This is a genomic window from Citrobacter telavivensis, from assembly GCA_009363175.1.
In the GTDB taxonomy this organism is placed as follows: Bacteria; Pseudomonadota; Gammaproteobacteria; order Enterobacterales; family Enterobacteriaceae; genus Citrobacter_A; species Citrobacter_A telavivensis.
Window position 1 is genome coordinate 547,609 of the sequence record CP045205.1, and the last position, 17,223, is coordinate 564,831.

Here is a 17,223-nt window from a genome sequence, read left to right on the forward strand (position 1 = left end):
AGGCATGAAAGGTATCATTCTGGCGGGAGGGTCCGGCACCCGTCTGCATCCTATCACGCGCGGCGTGTCTAAACAGCTGCTGCCCATTTACGATAAACCGATGATTTATTATCCGTTATCGGTGCTCATGCTGGCAGGCATTCGCGAGATCCTGATTATTACCACGCCGGAAGATAAAGGGTACTTTCAGCGCCTGTTGGGTGACGGTTCTGAATTCGGCATTCATCTGCAGTATGCCGAACAACCGAGTCCGGATGGTCTGGCGCAAGCGTTTATCATCGGTGAGACGTTCCTTAACGGTGAACCTTCCTGCCTGGTGTTAGGCGATAATATCTTCTTCGGTCAGGGGTTTAGCCCCAAATTGCGTCATGTGGCTGCGCGTACCGAAGGGGCAACCGTGTTTGGCTATCAGGTGATGGATCCGGAACGGTTTGGCGTGGTGGAGTTTGATGACAATTTCCGCGCCGTCTCGTTAGAAGAGAAACCGAAGCAGCCTAAATCTAACTGGGCGGTGACCGGACTTTATTTCTACGACCGCAACGTGGTGGAGTACGCAAAGCGTGTGAAACCGTCTGAACGCGGCGAACTGGAGATCACCTCTATCAACCAGATGTATCTTGAAGCGGGCGATCTGACGGTTGAGTTGCTGGGGCGCGGTTTTGCCTGGCTCGATACCGGGACGCATGACAGCCTGATTGAGGCGAGTACCTTTGTGCAGACGGTTGAAAAGCGTCAGGGATTCAAAATTGCCTGTCTGGAAGAGATTGCCTGGCGCAATGGCTGGCTGGATGATGACGGCGTGAGACGTGCCGCCAGCGCCTTAGCGAAAACGGGCTACGGCCAATATTTGCTGGAGCTGCTTCGTGCACGTCCGCGCCAGTATTGAACCGCTGGGTTGGGAAAACCGCTTCTTTGGCGTGGACAGTGCGATTGTCCGGCTGGATCCCGTGGCGCCGTTTTTAACCGCTGAAGTCTTACAGCCCTGGTCACGGGTGCAGGCTAAAATTCCGGCGGCCAATACCGCCGCGCTGGATGCCTTGCAACAGCTTGGCTTTGCGCTGGTGGAAGGGGAAGTGGATCTTGCCGTCAGCGTCGGGAAAACCTGCGGGCAAACCGGCGCAGAAATTGCACAACTGACGGACATTCCGGCATTGCGTCAACTCGCTGCGGCGGCCTTTGCGCAAAGTCGCTTTCGTGCGCCGTGGTACGCGCCTGACGCCAGCGCCCGCTTTTATGCACAGTGGATTGAAAACGCGGTACACGGCACGTTTGATCATCAGTGTCTGGTGCTTCGTACCTCAAACGGCGATATTCGCGGCTATGTTTCACTGCGCGAACTTGGTGACCGTGAGGCGCGCATCGGCTTACTCGCCGGGCATGGCGCAGGAGCCGAGCTGATGCAGGCGGCGCTGGGCTGGGCGCAGGCGCGCGGCAAAACAACATTGCGGGTGGCGACCCAGATGGGCAACACCGCCGCGCTTAAACGTTATATACAAAGCGGTGCGAATGTAGAAAGCACCGCGTACTGGTTATACAGGTGACAACATGATTCCGTTTAACGCACCGCCGGTGGTGGGAACCGAACTCGACTATATGCAGTCTGCGATGGGCAGCGGCAAACTGTGCGGCGATGGCGGCTTTACTCGTCGTTGTCAGCAGTGGCTGGAGCAGCGTTTTGGCAGTGCGAAGGTGTTGCTGACGCCTTCCTGTACCGCCTCCCTGGAGATGGCGGCACTGCTGCTGGATATTCAGCCGGGTGATGAAGTGATCATGCCGAGTTACACCTTCGTGTCGACCGCGAATGCGTTTGTGCTGCGCGGTGCCAAAATCATCTTTGTGGATATCCGTCCGGATACCATGAACATCGACGAAACACGTATTGAAGCGGCGATCGGCGAAAAAACGCGGGCGATTGTGCCTGTTCATTACGCGGGCGTGGCCTGTGAGATGGACACCATCATGGCGCTGGCGGATAAGTACAACCTGTTTGTCGTGGAAGATGCCGCGCAGGGCGTCATGTCGACTTACAAAGGCCGTGCGCTGGGAACGATAGGCCACATCGGCTGCTTCAGCTTCCACGAAACGAAAAACTACACGGCGGGTGGCGAAGGCGGCGCAACGCTGATTAACGATCGCAGCCTTATCGAGCGTGCGGAAATCATTCGCGAAAAAGGCACTAACCGCAGCCAGTTCTTCCGCGGTCAGGTCGACAAATATACCTGGCGCGATATTGGTTCCAGCTATTTGATGTCCGATCTACAGGCCGCCTATCTCTGGGCACAACTGGAAGCGGCGGACCGTATTAATCAGCAGCGTCTGGCGCTGTGGCAGACCTACTACGATGCCCTCGCACCGCTGGCGCGTGCCGGCAGAATTGAACTGCCGTCCATTCCGGATGACTGTAAACAGAACGCCCATATGTTTTATATCAAGCTGCGCGACATTGACGATCGTAATGCGCTGATTAACTTCCTGAAAGAAGCTGAAATTATGGCGGTGTTCCATTACATTCCGCTGCATGACAGCCCGGCGGGCGACAAGTTTGGTGAATTTTCCGGCGAGGATCGCTACACCACCAAAGAGAGTGAGCGCCTGCTGCGCCTGCCGCTGTTTTATAACCTGTCGGCAGTGAATCAGCGTACGGTGATGACGACATTGCTTAACTATTTCGCCTGATATGTCGCTTGCGAAAGCGTCCTTGTGGACGGCGGCCAGCACGCTGGTCAAAATTGGCGCGGGGTTACTGGTCGTTAAGTTGCTGGCGGTGTCTTTCGGTCCGGCTGGCGTCGGCCAGGCAGGAAACTTCCGTCAGATGGTCACCGTACTCGGTGTCCTGGCGGGGGCCGGGATTTTCAATGGCGTCACCAAATACGTCGCGCAGTCCCATGATAATCCGGAACAACTGCGGCGGGTTGTCGGTACGTCCTCGGCCATGGTGCTGGGTTTTTCGACGCTGCTGGCGCTGGTGTTTCTGCTCGCGGCGGCACCGATTAGCCAGGCGCTATTCGGCCATACTCAGTATCAGGGGCTGGTGCGCTTAGTGGCGCTGGTGCAGATGGGGATTGCCTGGGCCAACCTGCTGCTGGCGTTGATGAAAGGATTTCGTGATGCGGCCGGAAATGCGCTGTCACTGATGGTCGGCAGCCTGGTGGGCGTCGTTGCCTACTATGGCTGTTACCGATTGGGCGGCTATGAAGGCGCGCTCCTCGGTCTGGCGCTGGTGCCCGCGCTGGTGGTGATCCCTGCGGCTGCCATGCTGATGAAACGCGGGACGATCCCGCTGCGCTATCTGCGGCCGTCCTGGGACAAGGGGCTGGCGGGGCAACTCAGCAAGTTTACCCTGATGGCGCTGATCACCTCCGTCACGCTGCCCGTGGCGTATGTGATGATGCGAAACCTGCTGGCTGCGCACTACAGCTGGGACGACGTCGGGATCTGGCAAGGGGTGAGCAGTATTTCGGATGCTTACCTACAATTTATTACCGCTTCGTTCAGCGTCTACCTGTTGCCGACGCTGTCGCGCCTCACCGAAAAACGGGATATCACGCGAGAAGTGGTGAAGTCGCTGAAGTTTGTTCTGCCCGCGGTGGCCGCCGCGAGTTTCACCGTCTGGCTGCTGCGTGATTTTGCTATCTGGCTGCTGTTCTCTGAGAAATTCACCGCCATGCGCGATCTGTTTGCCTGGCAGTTAATCGGAGATGTGTTGAAGGTCGGGGCGTATGTCTTCGGTTATCTGGTGATCGCCAAAGCATCACTGCGATTTTATATTTTGGCTGAAATCAGCCAGTTCATTTTACTGACGGCATTTGCGCACTGGCTGATCCCGGCACACGGCGCGCTGGGTGCGGCACAGGCCTACATGGCCACGTACGTCGTCTATTTCTCTCTGTGTTGTTGCGTATTTTTACTCTGGCGTAGGCGGGCATGACAGTATTGATTCACGTACTGGGATCGGATATCCCTCACCATAATCAAACCGTGCTGCGGTTTTTCAACGATACGCTGGCATCGACCAGCGAGCATGCCCGTGTCTTCATGGTTGCGGGTCAGGATGCCGGGCTGACGGAAAGCTGCCCGGCGCTGTCCATTCGTTTCTTCAGCGGTAAAAAATCGCTGGCGGAGGCGGTGATTGCGCAAGCCAAAGCGAACAGACAACAGCGCTTCTTCTTCCACGGTCAGTTTAATACGACGCTGTGGCTGGCATTACTGAGCGGGGGAATCAAGCCCAGCCAGTTTTACTGGCATGTCTGGGGCGCAGATCTGTATGAAGTCTCCAGCGGACTGAAATTCAAACTGTTTTACCCGATTCGCCGCCTGGCGCAAAGCCGTGTCGGGGGCATTTTTGCCACCCGTGGCGATCTGAACTATTTCGCTCAACAGCACCCGCGCGTGCCGGGTGAGCTGCTCTATTTCCCGACGCGAATGGATCCCTCGCTCAACAATAGGGTGAACTTTCGCCAACGCAGCGGAAAAATGACCATTCTGGTGGGTAACTCTGGCGATCGCAGTAACGAACATATTGCTGCGCTGCGGGCGGTGCATCAGCAGTTTGGCGACACGGTAAACGTGGTGGTCCCGATGGGCTATCCGCCGAACAACGAAGCGTATATTGCCCAGGTCCGCCAGGCGGGACTGAGCTTGTTCAGCGCAGATAACCTGCAGATCCTCAGCGACAAGCTGGCGTTCGACGACTATCTGGCGCTGCTGCGTCAGTGCGATCTCGGGTACTTTATTTTTGCCCGTCAGCAGGGAATTGGCACCTTATGCTTGCTAATTCAGGCGGGTGTACCGTGCGTGCTGAACCGCGAGAATCCGTTCTGGCAGGACATGGTGGAACAGCATCTTCCGGTGCTTTTCACGAGCGACGAGCTGAACGAACAGGTGGTGCGCGAGGCGCAGCGCCAACTGGCATCCGTGGATAAAAACGCCATTACCTTCTTTAGCCCGAACTATTTGCAGCCCTGGCATCACGCATTGCAGGTCGCCGCAGGGGAGGCACTATGAGCCTGATGCAGTTCAGCGGCCTGTTTGTCGTCTGGCTCCTCTCCACGTTGTTTATCGCTACGCTGACCTGGTTTGAATTCCGCCGCGTGCGCTTCAACTTCAACGTGTTTTTCTCGCTGCTGTTTTTACTGACCTTCTTTTTTGGCTTTCCGCTGACCAGCGTGCTGGCGTTCCGCTTTGACGTCGCCGTCGCGCCGCCGGAAATCCTGCTACAGGCGCTGCTTTCCGCCGCCTGTTTCTACGCGATCTACTATGTGACCTATAAGACCCGCTTACGCAAACGGGTGGCAGATGTGCCGCGCAAACCGCTGTTCACTATGAACCGGGTGGAAACCCATCTTACCTGGGTGATTCTGATGGGGATTGCGCTCATCAGCGTGGGCATTTTCTTCATGCACAACGGCTTTTTGCTGTTCCGCCTACAGTCGTACAGCCAGATTTTCTCCAGTGAAGTCTCCGGTGTGGCGCTAAAGCGCTTCTTTTACTTTTTCATCCCGGCGATGCTGGTGGTCTATTTCCTGCGCCAGGACAGCAAAGCGTGGCTGTTCTTCCTGGTCAGCACCGTCGCATTTGGCTTACTGACGTATATGATCGTCGGCGGTACCCGCGCCAATATCATCATCGCCTTCGCCATTTTCCTGTTCATCGGCATTATTCGCGGCTGGATCTCGTTGTGGATGCTGGCGGCGGCGGGTGTGCTGGGGATTGTCGGCATGTTCTGGCTGGCGCTGAAGCGCTACGGACTGAACGTCAGCGGTGACGAAGCGTTCTACACGTTTCTCTATCTCACCCGCGACACGTTTTCTCCGTGGGAGAACCTGGCGCTGCTGCTGCAAAACTACGACAAGATTGAGTTCCAGGGGCTGGCGCCGATTGTCCGCGATTTCTATGTCTTTATTCCCTCCTGGCTGTGGCCGGGGCGACCGAGCGTGGTGCTGAATACCGCGAACTATTTTACGTGGGAAGTGCTGAACAACCATTCCGGTCTGGCGATCTCGCCGACGCTGATTGGGTCGCTGGTGGTGATGGGCGGGGCGTTGTTTATCCCGCTGGGAGCGATTGTGGTGGGATTGATCATCAAATGGTTCGACTGGCTGTATGCGCTGGGTAATCGTGAGACAAACCGCTACAAGGCCGCGATTTTGCATAGTTTCTGCTTTGGCGCGATTTTTAATATGATCGTGCTGGCGCGAGAGGGACTGGACTCGTTTGTCTCGCGTGTTGTTTTTTTCCTGGTGGTTTTTGGTGCCTGTTTGCTGGTGGCAAAACTTTTGTTCTGGCTGTTTGACCAGGCCGGACTGATCCATAAACGTTTGCGAGCCCTGCCAGACAAACAGGTTGAAGGATAGCAATGACTGATAATACAACGGCACCGATTTACGATCTGCGCGGGCTCCAGCTGATTGGCTGGCGAGATATGCACCATGCGCTGGACTATCTCTACGCTGGCGGCCAGCTTAAGCAAGGTACGCTGGTGGCGATTAACGCAGAAAAGGTTCTGACGGCGGAAGATGACCCGGAAGTCCGCGCCCTGATTGAGGCGGCTGAGTATAAATATGCCGACGGGATTAGCGTCGTGCGCTCGGTACGCAAAAAATTTCCGGATGCCCAGGTTTCTCGCGTGGCGGGTGCCGATCTCTGGGAAGCGCTGATGGCCCGCGCGGGCGAGGAAGGTACGCCGGTATTCCTGGTGGGCGGAAAACCAGACGTGCTGGCGCAAACGCAAGCGAAACTGCGCGCCCAGTGGAATGTGAACATTGTGGGTAGCCAGGACGGCTATTTTACGTCAGAGCAGCGTCCTGCGCTGTTTGAGCAGATCCATGCCAGCGGGGCGAAGATCGTTACCGTGGCGATGGGATCGCCAAAACAGGAAATCTTTATGCGCGATTGTCGACAGGTGCATCCGCATGCGCTCTATATGGGCGTCGGCGGCACCTATGACGTCTTCACCGGTCACGTAAAACGCGCGCCGAAAGTGTGGCAGAACCTGGGGCTGGAGTGGCTGTATCGCCTGCTGTCGCAGCCAAGCCGCATTACTCGTCAACTCCGTTTACTGCGTTACCTGCGCTGGCATTACAGCGGAAATATCTGACCCCCCTTCCTCGTGCGGGTAGCGCATTCTGCTCCATGCGCTACCTCACTGCCGCATTTTTGCTCCGTTATTACACAAAATATGCATTTTTTTAATGCTTCGTTTGCCATTTTGCCAAATTTGCGAAAACATGCGCCCCCAGCGATGTACCCATAACAATAACCGGCAATGCCGGGAAGCAAGCAAACACGACAAGAGGATTTATGGCAGAGAAAAAACCTGAGCTACAGCGTGGGCTGGAGGCTCGTCATATCGAATTGATTGCCCTGGGGGGCACCATTGGCGTCGGACTGTTTATGGGGGCGGCAAGCACCCTGAAATGGGCAGGACCATCGGTGTTGCTGGCGTATATCGTCGCCGGCCTGTTCGTCTTTTTCATTATGCGCTCAATGGGCGAGATGCTGTTCCTGGAGCCGGTTGCCGGCTCTTTCGCCGTTTATGCTCACCGCTACATGAGCCCGTTCTTCGGTTATCTCACCGCGTGGTCATACTGGTTTATGTGGATGGCGGTCGGTATCTCGGAAATCACCGCGATCGGCGTTTATGTCCAGTTCTGGTTCCCGGAGATGGCGCAATGGATACCGGCGCTGATAGCCGTCGGACTGGTGGCACTGGCAAACCTGGCGGCCGTTCGTCTGTATGGCGAAATTGAGTTCTGGTTTGCGATGATTAAAGTCACCACGATCATCGTGATGATCGTGGTGGGGCTGGGCGTGATTTTCTTCGGCCTGGGCAACGGCGGTCAGCCGATTGGCTTTGGCAACCTGACTGAGCACGGCGGCTTCTTTGCTGGCGGCTGGAAAGGCTTCCTCACCGCGCTGTGTATTGTGGTCGCCTCTTATCAGGGGGTGGAGCTGATCGGGATTACGGCGGGTGAAGCCAAAAATCCGCAGGTTACGTTGCGTAGCGCGGTTGGCAAGGTGTTATGGCGCATTCTGATCTTCTACGTGGGTGCGATATTCGTGATCGTCACCATCTTCCCGTGGAACGAAATTGGCAGCAACGGCAGTCCGTTCGTCCTGACCTTTGCCAAAATTGGTATCACCACCGCCGCGGCGATTATCAACTTTGTCGTGCTGACCGCTGCGCTGTCTGGCTGTAACAGCGGAATGTACAGCTGTGGGCGTATGCTCTACGCGCTGGCGAAGAACCGTCAACTGCCGGCGGCGATGGCGAAAGTCTCTCGTCATGGCGTTCCGGTGGCGGGCGTGGCGCTATCGATTCTGATTCTGCTGGTCGGTTCGTGCCTGAACTACATCATTCCTAATCCGCAGCGCGTCTTCGTCTATGTTTATAGTGCAAGCGTGCTGCCGGGGATGGTGCCGTGGTTTGTGATTCTGATTAGCCAGCTGCGTTTTCGCCGGGCGCATAAAGCGGCGATGGCCAGCCATCCGTTCCGTTCGATTTTGTTCCCGTGGGCAAACTATTTGACGATGGCGTTCCTGGTTTGCGTTCTGATCGGTATGTACTTTAATGAAGATACCCGTATGTCGCTGTTTGTCGGTATCATCTTCCTGTGCGCCGTGACGCTTGTTTACAAGGTTTTTGGCCTCAACCGTCAAGGTATCGCCCAGAAAACGGGGGAATAAGCGGCAAAACGCGCAAAGCGTAACCAAACGCGCATTTTATTTAAAAAGGCACTAGACAGCGGGGTGTGAAGTCCGTATTATCCACCCCCGCAACGGCGCTAAGCGCCCGTAGCTCAGCTGGATAGAGCGCTGCCCTCCGGAGGCAGAGGTCTCAGGTTCGAATCCTGTCGGGCGCACCATTCACCCGGTGCTGGAGCTGCGGTGGTTTCGATACCGCGTAAAAAGATTTGTAGTGGTGGCTATAGCTCAGTTGGTAGAGCCCTGGATTGTGATTCCAGTTGTCGTGGGTTCGAATCCCATTAGCCACCCCATTATTAAAAGTTGTGAAATGCGAAGGTGGCGGAATTGGTAGACGCGCTAGCTTCAGGTGTTAGTGTCCTTACGGACGTGGGGGTTCAAGTCCCCCCCCTCGCACCACGACTTAATGAATTGAACTAAAAATTCAAAAAAGCAGTACATCGGCGAGTAGCGCAGCTTGGTAGCGCAACTGGTTTGGGACCAGTGGGTCGGAGGTTCGAATCCTCTCTCGCCGACCAATTTTGAACCCCGCTTCGGCGGGGTTTTTCTTTTTCTGCATCACTTAATTTCTTCTTCTTTTCTGCTGTTGCTTCTCAGAGACAACCCTGTTTGCCATTGTCGCCATTTGGTGACGATTAACTTTATGATATTTCAGCGCTTTCGTGTATCGGGTGAGATCTGTCTCTGCTGAGCGACAATTCATCGCGTGTCCGGCAGGCAGAAATAGGGAAAGCTGCCGACAACCCGCGCCAGCACAGGGATCGTGAATTGTCTTAATCCTTATTTTTAGCGGTGCAATCCTGGCATGCAATGTGCAATAATATACGGGTAGATGCTCATTCCATCTCTTATGCTCGCCATAGTGCCTCATAAACTCAGGAATGATGCAGAGCCGTTTACGGTGCTTATCGTCCACAGACAGATGTCGCTTCGGCCTCATCAAACACCATGGACATAACGTTGAGTGAAGCACCCATTTATGTTGTCATACAGACCTGTTTAACGCCTGCTCTAAAAGAGCAGGCGTTTTTTTATTTCTGCGGTGGGGAAATTTGTAGGCCCGGTAAGTGAAGCGCCACCGGGCGTTAGGGCGTTACTGCGGGGGCGTGTTTTGTAACGTCAGCATCAGGCCGTCACGGCGCATGGTGGCCGCTTCTTCCGGTTGATGCAGGCGGTCGAGCGCGTCAGCAAGCCAGGCGTAATCGTACGCATCCGGGCGTTGCTTGAGCGCCGCGCGGAAGGCAACGGTCGCTTCCTGCCATTCGCCATGCTTCATCAGCGACTGGCCCAGCGTGCTCCATAGCAGCGGACGATCGCCGACGGTCTTGATCTGCTGACGCAGCACTTTTTCCAACTGTTCCGGGTTATTGGTTTTCAGACGAGGAATTGGCAGCACCAGGCGATCGTCATATTGACGCTTCAGACCGTCGATAATAATCTGCTGCGCCATATCGTGATCGTCGCATTCAATCAGATGCTCAGCCATTGCCACCTGCAGGGCGACCTGATGGCGGGTTTTACGGCTCTGGTTTTTCCACCATTCGCGTAGACCATCGCTGCCCTGATCGGCACGCGCCTGATCCATCAAACCAATCCACGCCTGCTGTTCCAGCATCGCACGATGTTCTTCATCACCGACGTTAGCTTTCGCCATTGACGGGATGATATCGAGCAGAGAACTCCAGGCGCCGGTACGGATGTAGGCCTGTTCCGCCAGACGTAATACTTCCGGATGACGCGGAGTCACCTCCAGCAGTTTGTCCACGCCGTGGCGCGCGGCATGATTCTCGTTGCGCGCCAGTTGCAGGCGGACACGTGAAATCTCAACCGGGATCGTGTCGTTACCGGCGAGTTCTGCCGCACGTTCCAGATGCTGGTTCGCACGGGCTTCATCGCCGCGCTGTTGCGCCGCTTCTGCGGCGAGCAGGTAGTTCACCACCGGCTGCTCAGCATGATCGGCATTTTTTGCCATTAGCTTCTCAACCTGCTGATAGTCACCTTCCGCCAGTTTCAACAGCGCCTGTTCGGTCTGTTTGCGGGCGCGACGACGTTTACGGCCAACAAACCAACCGCGCGTATGTGCGCCGGTACGGAAGATGCGGCGTAACAACCACTCAATGGCAAACAGGACGACCATCGCCAGGATCAGGATGATGACCAGTCCTGTTACGCTGGTTTCAATGTTGTACGTGTCGGTCTGGATCAGGACGTAACCCTGATGACCGGCAATCATCGGGCCGATCACGATACCCGCGATCAGCAGCACAAAGAGCAATAATACTTTTAGCATCATTATTCTCCTTGCGGCACGGCTGCCGGGGCTTCTGCCTGCGGTGCTTCAGGCGCAGGGACGGGCGCCGCTTCAGACGGTGCGGCAGCCGGTTGTGCCAGCAGGTTGCGTACGCGGGTTTGCATCAGTTTTTCGAGGATCGCCTGGCTTTGCAGCGTTTCCGGTACGTTCATCGTGATGCTCTGCTGGCTTAGCTTGTCCACTTCCTCAAGGAACGCTTTCGTCGTGGCGTCGTCGGTATCGTAGTAAGCACGTACCCAGGTGGAGACGTTATCCAGCGCCTGACGGTAGGTCTCTTCCTGATGGCGCGGCACTGCCTGTGCGGCAACCAGCAGACGAGAGCGGATATTTTCCCGCAGATAAACATCCTGATTCGGCGCTAACAGCGGGACGGCGGTATCATCGCGACGACGGATGGTGATAAAGCTGTCCATAAAGTTCTGCCAGCTTTTTTGCAGATTGACGCGCCACTCGCTGATCGAACTGGAAAGCTCAGGGCTGTCGGAGTCCATCGGCGAACCGTCGCTGTCGTTGTCTGCCAGACGCAGGTTATCTATCTGGTTAGAGAGCTGGTTAATTTTCAGGATGATGCCGTCGTAATCGACCTGAGCCACAGAGGAAAGGCTGGCGATATCATCGGTGATTGCCCGGCGCGCGGTAATCAGGCTGGGATCGTTCATGTCCGCGAGGCTCGCATCAGCACTCTTGAGCAGCGCGGCCGCCGTCGTGACATCCTGATCGCTCCACAGCTTACGCCCGGCCAGTTTGACCAGGAAATCGGCCTGCGCGAGCAGCCAGGTTTTGGCATCGCTGCCGGAGATGGTGGCGACTTTCTGTTGGACTTCATCCAACTGTTTCGCCAGCTCAGTTTGCTGACGGTTGGCCTGCTCCAGTTGTGCTGCCTGCTGTTTAATGACGCCTTCCAGTTCCGCTTTTTGGCTTTCCTGCGCTTTTTGCAGCGCGGTCAGTTGATTAGCCAGCGCATCGCTGGTTGCGGTCTGCGTGGTCGCCTGTTGTTTTCCCCAGCCATAGAGCCCAACACCTGCGGCCAGCGCAATGGCAATCGCCACCGCACTCAGTATCAGCGCAGTGCCGTTTTTACTCTTTTTTTCAGCAGTAGCTGGCTGTGGCTGAGTCTCCACGGCCTCCCTGGTCTCTTCAACCACGGCGGAGGATTTTTCTTGTTCCGTCATTATGGCTTCCCATTATGAGAGTTATTGTAATGCGCGCAGTAGCGCATCGTTGTCGGCGTTATCAGCGACCTTAATATCTTGCCAGCCCAGTTCCCGGGCGAGGTGCGCCAGACGCTCGCTGACGACGATAAGCCGACAGCGTAGTAACCAGTTTTCACGATACCACTGCGGGATCAGCGCGTTGAGCTGTTGCAGCATTTCCCCGCTGGTGACCACTACCGTTGTCACGCCGCGCGACTGCCAGCGCATCGCTTCCTGTGCTCCATCGTAATGTTTAGCACTACGTTGATAACATTCATAAAACGTGACATCAGCGCCGCGTGCCGTTAGGGTTTCACCTAACAGCTCGCGACCGCCGTTGCCGCGTAAAATCAGCGCACGTTTGCCCGCAATATTTTGTAATTCAGGTAATTGTAGCAAGACTTCGCTGATTTCCCGATCCAGCGGATAGCGAATGTCGTATCCGCTGACGGTATGCAGTGCCAGAGCGGTCGTGCGACCAATGGCAAAATAGCGCGCGGCGGCGGGCCACTTCAGCCCTTCACGTTCCAGTTGCGCATGGGCAAAAGAGACCGCGTGCTGTGATAACACAAAGAGCAGATCGTTATCGGTGATCGCCGAAAACGCCCCGGCCAGCCGCGATAAATCCCGACCCGGGGTAAATTCGATGAGCGGAAAACTCCAGGCCTCCTGCCCCAGTGTGCGCAGACGGCTCACTAACGCTTCCCCTGCGGGAGACGGGCGGGTGACCAGGATACTCATGCGGGGGATTCTCCGTTATAGACCTCGGTCAGAATGGCGCGGGCACCGTTATCCAGCAGCTCTTCGGCCAGTGAAATGCCCATCTGTTCCGCCTGTTCGGGCGAGCCACGGCGCTCTCCGCGTACCATTTGCGAACCGTCTGGCGAACCGACCAGCGCACGTAGCCAAATCTCACCGTTATTGAATTCAGCATAGCTGCCAATTGGCACCTGACAGCCTCCTTCCAGGCGGGTATTCATCGCGCGCTCGGCTTTGACGCGCAGTGCAGTGATTTCATCATTCAGCGGCGCCAGCAACGCCTGAGTCCGGCTGTCGTCGAGGCGGCATTCGATACCCACCGCGCCTTGTCCCACGGCCGGCAACGACACTTCTGGCGGTAGCGCAGTGCGAATACGTGATTCCAGCCCTAAGCGTTTTAAACCGGCAACGGCCAGGATAATGGCATCGTAGTCGCCGTTATCCAGCTTGCTCAGGCGGGTTCCAACGTTGCCGCGCAGAGAACGGATGACGAGATCCGGACGGCGTTCAGCCAGTTGACACTGACGGCGTAAACTGGAGGTTCCCACGATGCTGCCAGCAGGCAGTTCATCAAGGGTGTTGTAAGTGTTCGAGACAAAGGCGTCGCGCGGATCTTCGCGTTCGCAGATGGTGACCAGTCCCAGACCTTCCGGGAATTCGACCGGAACATCTTTCATCGAGTGCACCGCGATGTCGGCACGTTTTTCGAGCAGCGCAACTTCCAGCTCTTTTACGAACAAGCCTTTACCGCCTACTTTCGCCAGTGGGGTATCAAGAATTACGTCGCCACGCGTCACCATAGGCACCAGTTCCACGACCAGGCCGGGGTGGTTCGCCATCAGGGCGTCTTTGACATAATGTGCCTGCCAGAGCGCAAGGGGGCTTTGGCGTGTGGCAATTCTTAAAACATTGTCTAACATGCTTGTTACCGTCATTATCGTCCGTGGTTCATCCTAACATCCTTACAAGTGGGATGTCAGTGTTACGGTCAAAGGTAAGTCAAGGATAAGGCGCTGCGTTGCGGCTGGCACTATTTAATGACGAGGAACCGTCCGATCGTACCTCAGAATTTACGCGAAGCGATTAGTGCTACACTTGTATGTAGCGCATCTTTCTTTACGGTCAATGAGCAAGGTGTTAAATTGATCACGTTTTAGACCATTTTTTCGACTGAACGCACAAAAAAAAGGTCGTAAAAGGTAACGGTTATTTTTGTCATTTGGTTTATCCCGAATGGTGGTGGTTGTTGGTAAGCGGATCGCGCTGCGGCAATCGACAGCATGACGGGTAGCAACATCAGGCGATACGTCTTGTACCTCTATATTGAGACTCTGAAACAGAGGCTGGATGCCATTAATCAACTGCGTGTAGATCGCGCGCTTGCTGCCATGGGCCCTGCTTTCCAGCAGGTATACAGTCTTCTGCCGACATTATTGCACTATCACCATCCGCTGATGCCAGGGTACCTTGATGGTAACGTTCCCAGAGGCATTTGCTTCTACACGCCTGATGAAACCCAACGCCACTATCTGAACGAACTGGAACTGTATCGCGGTCTGGCGCCGCAGGATCCGCCAAAAGGTGAACTGCCGATCACCGGCGTTTATTCCATGGGCAGCACCTCCTCTGTGGGACAAAGCTGTTCGTCGGATCTTGATATCTGGGTGTGCCACCAGTCCTGGCTCGACAGCGACGAACGGCAACTGCTGCAGCGTAAATGCAGCCTGCTGGAAAGCTGGGCTGCCTCGCTGGGAGTGGAAGTCAGCTTCTTCCTGATTGATGAAAACCGTTTCCGCCATAATGAAAGCGGCAGTCTGGGGGGTGAAGACTGTGGCTCGACGCAGCACATTCTGCTGCTGGATGAATTCTATCGTACCGCGGTGCGTCTTGCCGGTAAGCGTATTCTGTGGAATATGGTGCCGGGCGATGAAGAAGAGCATTACGACGACTACGTCATGACGCTCTACGCCCAGGGCGTGCTCACGCCGAACGAATGGTTGGATCTGGGCGGCTTAAGCTCGCTCTCTGCTGAAGAGTACTTTGGCGCAAGCCTCTGGCAGCTGTATAAAAGTATCGATTCACCGTACAAAGCGGTGCTGAAAACGCTGCTGCTGGAAGCCTACTCCTGGGAATATCCCAATCCACGCCTGTTGGCGAAAGACATTAAACAGCGCCTGCATGATGGTGAGATCGTCTCGTTTGGTCTTGACCCATACTGCATGATGCTGGAACGCGTGACCGAATACCTCACGGCGATTGAAGACCCGACGCGCCTGGATTTGGTGCGCCGATGTTTCTATTTAAAAGTGTGTGAGAAACTGAGCCGCGAACGTGCCTGCGTGGGCTGGCGTCGTGAAGTGCTCAGTCAGTTAGTGAGTGAGTGGGGATGGGACGACGCCCGTCTGTCTATGCTCGACAACCGGGCGAACTGGAAGATCGATCAGGTGCGTGAAGCGCACAACGAACTGCTCGATGCCATGATGCAGAGCTACCGTAATCTGATCCGCTTTGCGCGTCGTAATAATCTCAGCGTCAGCGCCAGCCCGCAGGATATTGGCGTTCTGACCCGTAAGCTGTATGCCGCGTTTGAAGCGTTGCCGGGTAAAGTCACGCTGGTAAACCCGCAGATTTCACCGGACCTCTCCGAACCGAATTTAACGTTTATCCACGTTCCGCCGGGTCGTGCCAACCGTTCAGGTTGGTATCTCTACAACCGTGCGCCAAACATGGATTCCATCATCAGCCATCAGCCGCTGGAATATAACCGCTATTTGAATAAGTTGGTGGCCTGGGCGTGGTTTAACGGTCTGCTGACGTCGCGCACGCATCTGTTTATTAAGGGCAATGGCATTGTCGATCTGCCGAAGTTGCAGGAGATGGTGGCCGATGTGTCGCACCACTTCCCGCTGCGCCTGCCTGCGCCGACGCCGAAAGCGCTCTACAGCCCGTGTGAAATTCGCCATCTGGCGATTATCGTCAATCTCGAATATGACCCGACAGCGGCGTTCCGCAATCAGGTGGTCCATTTTGACTTCCGTAAGCTGGATGTCTTCAGTTTTGGCGAAGAGCAGAATTGCCTGGTGGGCAGCGTAGATCTGCTGTATCGCAACTCGTGGAACGAAGTGCGAACGCTGCATTTCAACGGCGAACAGGCGATGATAGAAGCGCTGAAAACGATTCTGGGCAAAATGCACCAGGACGCCGCGCCACCCGATAGCGTAGAAGTGTTCTGCTACAGCCAGCATCTGCGCGGTTTGATTCGTACCCGCGTGCAGCAGTTGGTTTCAGAGTGCATCGAGCTGCGTCTCTCCAGTACCCGTCAGGAAACAGGACGCTTTAAGGCGCTGCGCGTTTCCGGTCAAACCTGGGGTCTGTTCTTTGAACGCCTGAACGTGTCGGTACAGAAGCTGGAAAACGCCATCGAATTCTACGGCGCGATATCGCATAACAAACTGCATGGTCTGTCCGTTCAGGTGGAGACCAATCAGGTGAAACTGCCGTCGGTCGTGGATGGTTTCGCCAGCGAGGGAATCATTCAGTTCTTCTTTGAAGAGACTGGCGATGAGAAGGGCTTTAACATCTACATTCTGGACGAGAGTAATCGTGCGGAAGTGTATCACCACTGCGAAGGCAGCAAAGAGGAGCTGGTGCGTGATGTCAGCCGTTTCTACTCCTCATCGCACGACCGCTTTACCTATGGCTCCAGCTTCATCAACTTCAACCTGCCGCAGTTCTATCAGATTGTGAACACGGAAGGGCGCGCACAGGTGATCCCGTTCCGCGCGCAGTCGCTTGGCAACGTTCCGCCAGCCAATCAGGATAACGACACGCCGCAGTTGCAGCAGTATTTCTCGTAATGGTTTTGCCGGATGCCATCCGGCAAATAAGACTTAACGAAAGCTGACGTCTTCGCCCGCCTGGTGCGTAGCCGCCTGTTCCAGCAGATCCCAGAAGGTTTCCCCGCTTCGGTCACAAACCCATTCGTCGCCTTTCAGGTCGAAATGGTAGCCGCCCTGTTTGGTCGCCAGCCACACCTGGTGCAGCGGCTCCTGACGGTTGATAATGATTTTGCTGCCGTTTTCAAAGCTAATGGTCAGCACGCCGCCGTTGATTTCACAGTCGATATCGCTGTCGCCATCCCAGTCGTCAAGACGCTCTTCGATGGTCATCCACAGGGTATCGGCCAGGCGATGAAATTCACTGTCGTTCATTGTCGTTTCCCGTTTTTTCGTGATGGCGGCAGTATAACCTGAAACA

The 17,223-nt window shown here is 55.6% G+C and carries 15 protein-coding genes and 4 tRNA genes; 13 read left to right on the forward strand and 6 right to left on the reverse strand.

Annotated elements, in window-relative coordinates:
• The first annotated feature begins 4 nt into the window (after positions 1-4).
• The 7 genes from rfbA to rffM are packed head-to-tail and all read left to right on the forward strand — an operon-like array spanning position 5 to position 7,096.
• Positions 5-886: a glucose-1-phosphate thymidylyltransferase RfbA gene (gene rfbA, locus GBC03_04795; protein QFS69573.1), complete on the forward strand. Its 882-nt coding sequence runs from the start codon at positions 5-7 to the stop codon at positions 884-886.
• Complete coding sequence (gene rffC, locus GBC03_04800; protein QFS69574.1) at positions 864-1,541, forward strand: dTDP-4-amino-4,6-dideoxy-D-galactose acyltransferase; 678 nt, start codon at positions 864-866, stop codon at positions 1,539-1,541. The genes rfbA and rffC overlap by 23 nt, the downstream gene beginning before the upstream one ends.
• 4 nt (positions 1,542-1,545) lie before the next feature.
• On the forward strand, positions 1,546-2,676 hold the full coding sequence (gene rffA, locus GBC03_04805) for a dTDP-4-amino-4,6-dideoxygalactose transaminase (GenBank protein ID QFS69575.1): 1,131 nt from the start codon (positions 1,546-1,548) through the stop codon (positions 2,674-2,676).
• Position 2,677: 1 nt separating this feature from the next.
• Positions 2,678-3,928: a lipid III flippase WzxE gene (gene wzxE, locus GBC03_04810; protein QFS69576.1), complete on the forward strand. Its 1,251-nt coding sequence runs from the start codon at positions 2,678-2,680 to the stop codon at positions 3,926-3,928.
• Complete coding sequence (locus GBC03_04815) at positions 3,925-5,004, forward strand: TDP-N-acetylfucosamine:lipid II N-acetylfucosaminyltransferase (protein QFS69577.1); 1,080 nt, start codon at positions 3,925-3,927, stop codon at positions 5,002-5,004. The genes wzxE and GBC03_04815 overlap by 4 nt, the downstream gene beginning before the upstream one ends.
• Positions 5,001-6,353: an O-antigen assembly polymerase gene (wzyE, locus tag GBC03_04820; protein QFS69578.1), complete on the forward strand. Its 1,353-nt coding sequence runs from the start codon at positions 5,001-5,003 to the stop codon at positions 6,351-6,353. Before GBC03_04815 ends, wzyE begins: the two co-directional genes overlap by 4 nt.
• A 2-nt stretch (positions 6,354-6,355) precedes the next feature.
• Entirely contained in the window at positions 6,356-7,096 is a 741-nt protein-coding gene (gene rffM, locus GBC03_04825) for a lipopolysaccharide N-acetylmannosaminouronosyltransferase (GenBank protein ID QFS69579.1), read from the forward strand.
• On the opposite strand, the gene GBC03_04830 is transcribed toward rffM, so the two are convergent.
• The gene (locus GBC03_04830) at positions 7,078-7,278 is read right to left on the reverse strand and encodes a hypothetical protein (protein QFS69580.1); all 201 of its coding nucleotides are present in this window, start codon (positions 7,276-7,278) and stop codon (positions 7,078-7,080) included. The genes rffM and GBC03_04830 overlap by 19 nt on opposite strands.
• Before the next feature lie 21 nt (positions 7,279-7,299).
• Between GBC03_04830 and GBC03_04835 the strand changes: the two genes are divergently transcribed.
• The 5 genes from GBC03_04835 to GBC03_04855 all read left to right on the forward strand — a co-directional run bounded on the left by GBC03_04835 (position 7,300) and on the right by GBC03_04855 (position 9,221).
• Positions 7,300-8,685 carry an amino acid permease gene (locus GBC03_04835; GenBank protein ID QFS69581.1) on the forward strand — a complete coding sequence of 462 codons (1,386 nt, stop codon included), beginning with the start codon at positions 7,300-7,302 and terminating at the stop codon, positions 8,683-8,685.
• A gap of 102 nt (positions 8,686-8,787) precedes the next feature.
• Positions 8,788-8,864 (forward strand) — tRNA-Arg (locus GBC03_04840).
• Between the two features lie 56 nt (positions 8,865-8,920).
• Positions 8,921-8,996: transfer RNA gene (locus GBC03_04845), tRNA-His, on the forward strand.
• 19 nt (positions 8,997-9,015) lie between these two features.
• Positions 9,016-9,102 (forward strand) — tRNA-Leu (locus tag GBC03_04850).
• 42 nt (positions 9,103-9,144) lie between these two features.
• Positions 9,145-9,221, forward strand: a tRNA-Pro gene (locus GBC03_04855).
• Between the two features lie 575 nt (positions 9,222-9,796).
• On the opposite strand, the gene hemY is transcribed toward GBC03_04855, so the two are convergent.
• Genes hemY through hemC form a run of 4 tightly spaced genes read right to left on the reverse strand, consistent with a single transcriptional unit; the run spans position 9,797 to position 13,886 of the window.
• A complete protein-coding gene (gene hemY, locus GBC03_04860) occupies positions 9,797-10,996 on the reverse strand; it encodes a protoheme IX biogenesis protein HemY (protein ID QFS69582.1) in 1,200 nt (399 codons plus the stop codon).
• A complete protein-coding gene (gene hemX / locus GBC03_04865) occupies positions 10,996-12,186 on the reverse strand; it encodes a uroporphyrinogen-III C-methyltransferase (protein QFS69583.1) in 1,191 nt (396 codons plus the stop codon). The genes hemY and hemX overlap by 1 nt, the downstream gene beginning before the upstream one ends.
• A 21-nt stretch (positions 12,187-12,207) precedes the next feature.
• Entirely contained in the window at positions 12,208-12,948 is a 741-nt protein-coding gene (gene hemD / locus GBC03_04870; protein QFS69584.1) for a uroporphyrinogen-III synthase, read from the reverse strand.
• The gene (hemC, locus tag GBC03_04875; GenBank protein ID QFS69585.1) at positions 12,945-13,886 is read right to left on the reverse strand and encodes a hydroxymethylbilane synthase; all 942 of its coding nucleotides are present in this window, start codon (positions 13,884-13,886) and stop codon (positions 12,945-12,947) included. The genes hemD and hemC overlap by 4 nt, the downstream gene beginning before the upstream one ends.
• Before the next feature lie 390 nt (positions 13,887-14,276).
• On the opposite strand from hemC, the gene cyaA reads away from it, so the two are divergent.
• The gene (gene cyaA / locus GBC03_04880; GenBank protein ID QFS69586.1) at positions 14,277-16,823 is read left to right on the forward strand and encodes a class I adenylate cyclase; all 2,547 of its coding nucleotides are present in this window, start codon (positions 14,277-14,279) and stop codon (positions 16,821-16,823) included.
• Positions 16,824-16,856: 33 nt separating this feature from the next.
• Here cyaA and cyaY read toward each other — a convergent pair whose 3' ends face one another.
• Entirely contained in the window at positions 16,857-17,177 is a 321-nt protein-coding gene (gene cyaY / locus GBC03_04885; GenBank protein QFS69587.1) for an iron donor protein CyaY, read from the reverse strand.
• Positions 17,178-17,223: the final 46 nt, after the last annotated feature.

Bases quoted from the DNA above. Each gene is read 5' to 3' on its own strand.
- hemD (QFS69584.1), bottom strand. From the start codon at position 12,948: ATGAGTATCCTGGTCACCCGCCCGTCTCCCGCAGGGGAAGCGTTAGTG.
- wzyE (QFS69578.1), top strand. From the start codon at position 5,001: ATGAGCCTGATGCAGTTCAGCGGCCTGTTTGTCGTCTGGCTCCTCTCC.
- wzxE (QFS69576.1), top strand. From the start codon at position 2,678: ATGTCGCTTGCGAAAGCGTCCTTGTGGACGGCGGCCAGCACGCTGGTC.
- rffA (QFS69575.1), top strand. From the start codon at position 1,546: ATGATTCCGTTTAACGCACCGCCGGTGGTGGGAACCGAACTCGACTAT.
- hemC (QFS69585.1), bottom strand. From the start codon at position 13,886: ATGTTAGACAATGTTTTAAGAATTGCCACACGCCAAAGCCCCCTTGCG.
- GBC03_04815 (QFS69577.1), top strand. From the start codon at position 3,925: ATGACAGTATTGATTCACGTACTGGGATCGGATATCCCTCACCATAAT.
- rfbA (QFS69573.1), top strand. From the start codon at position 5: ATGAAAGGTATCATTCTGGCGGGAGGGTCCGGCACCCGTCTGCATCCT.
- GBC03_04835 (QFS69581.1), top strand. From the start codon at position 7,300: ATGGCAGAGAAAAAACCTGAGCTACAGCGTGGGCTGGAGGCTCGTCAT.
- hemY (QFS69582.1), bottom strand. From the start codon at position 10,996: ATGATGCTAAAAGTATTATTGCTCTTTGTGCTGCTGATCGCGGGTATC.
- cyaY (QFS69587.1), bottom strand. From the start codon at position 17,177: ATGAACGACAGTGAATTTCATCGCCTGGCCGATACCCTGTGGATGACC.
- rffM (QFS69579.1), top strand. From the start codon at position 6,356: ATGACTGATAATACAACGGCACCGATTTACGATCTGCGCGGGCTCCAG.
- hemX (QFS69583.1), bottom strand. From the start codon at position 12,186: ATGACGGAACAAGAAAAATCCTCCGCCGTGGTTGAAGAGACCAGGGAG.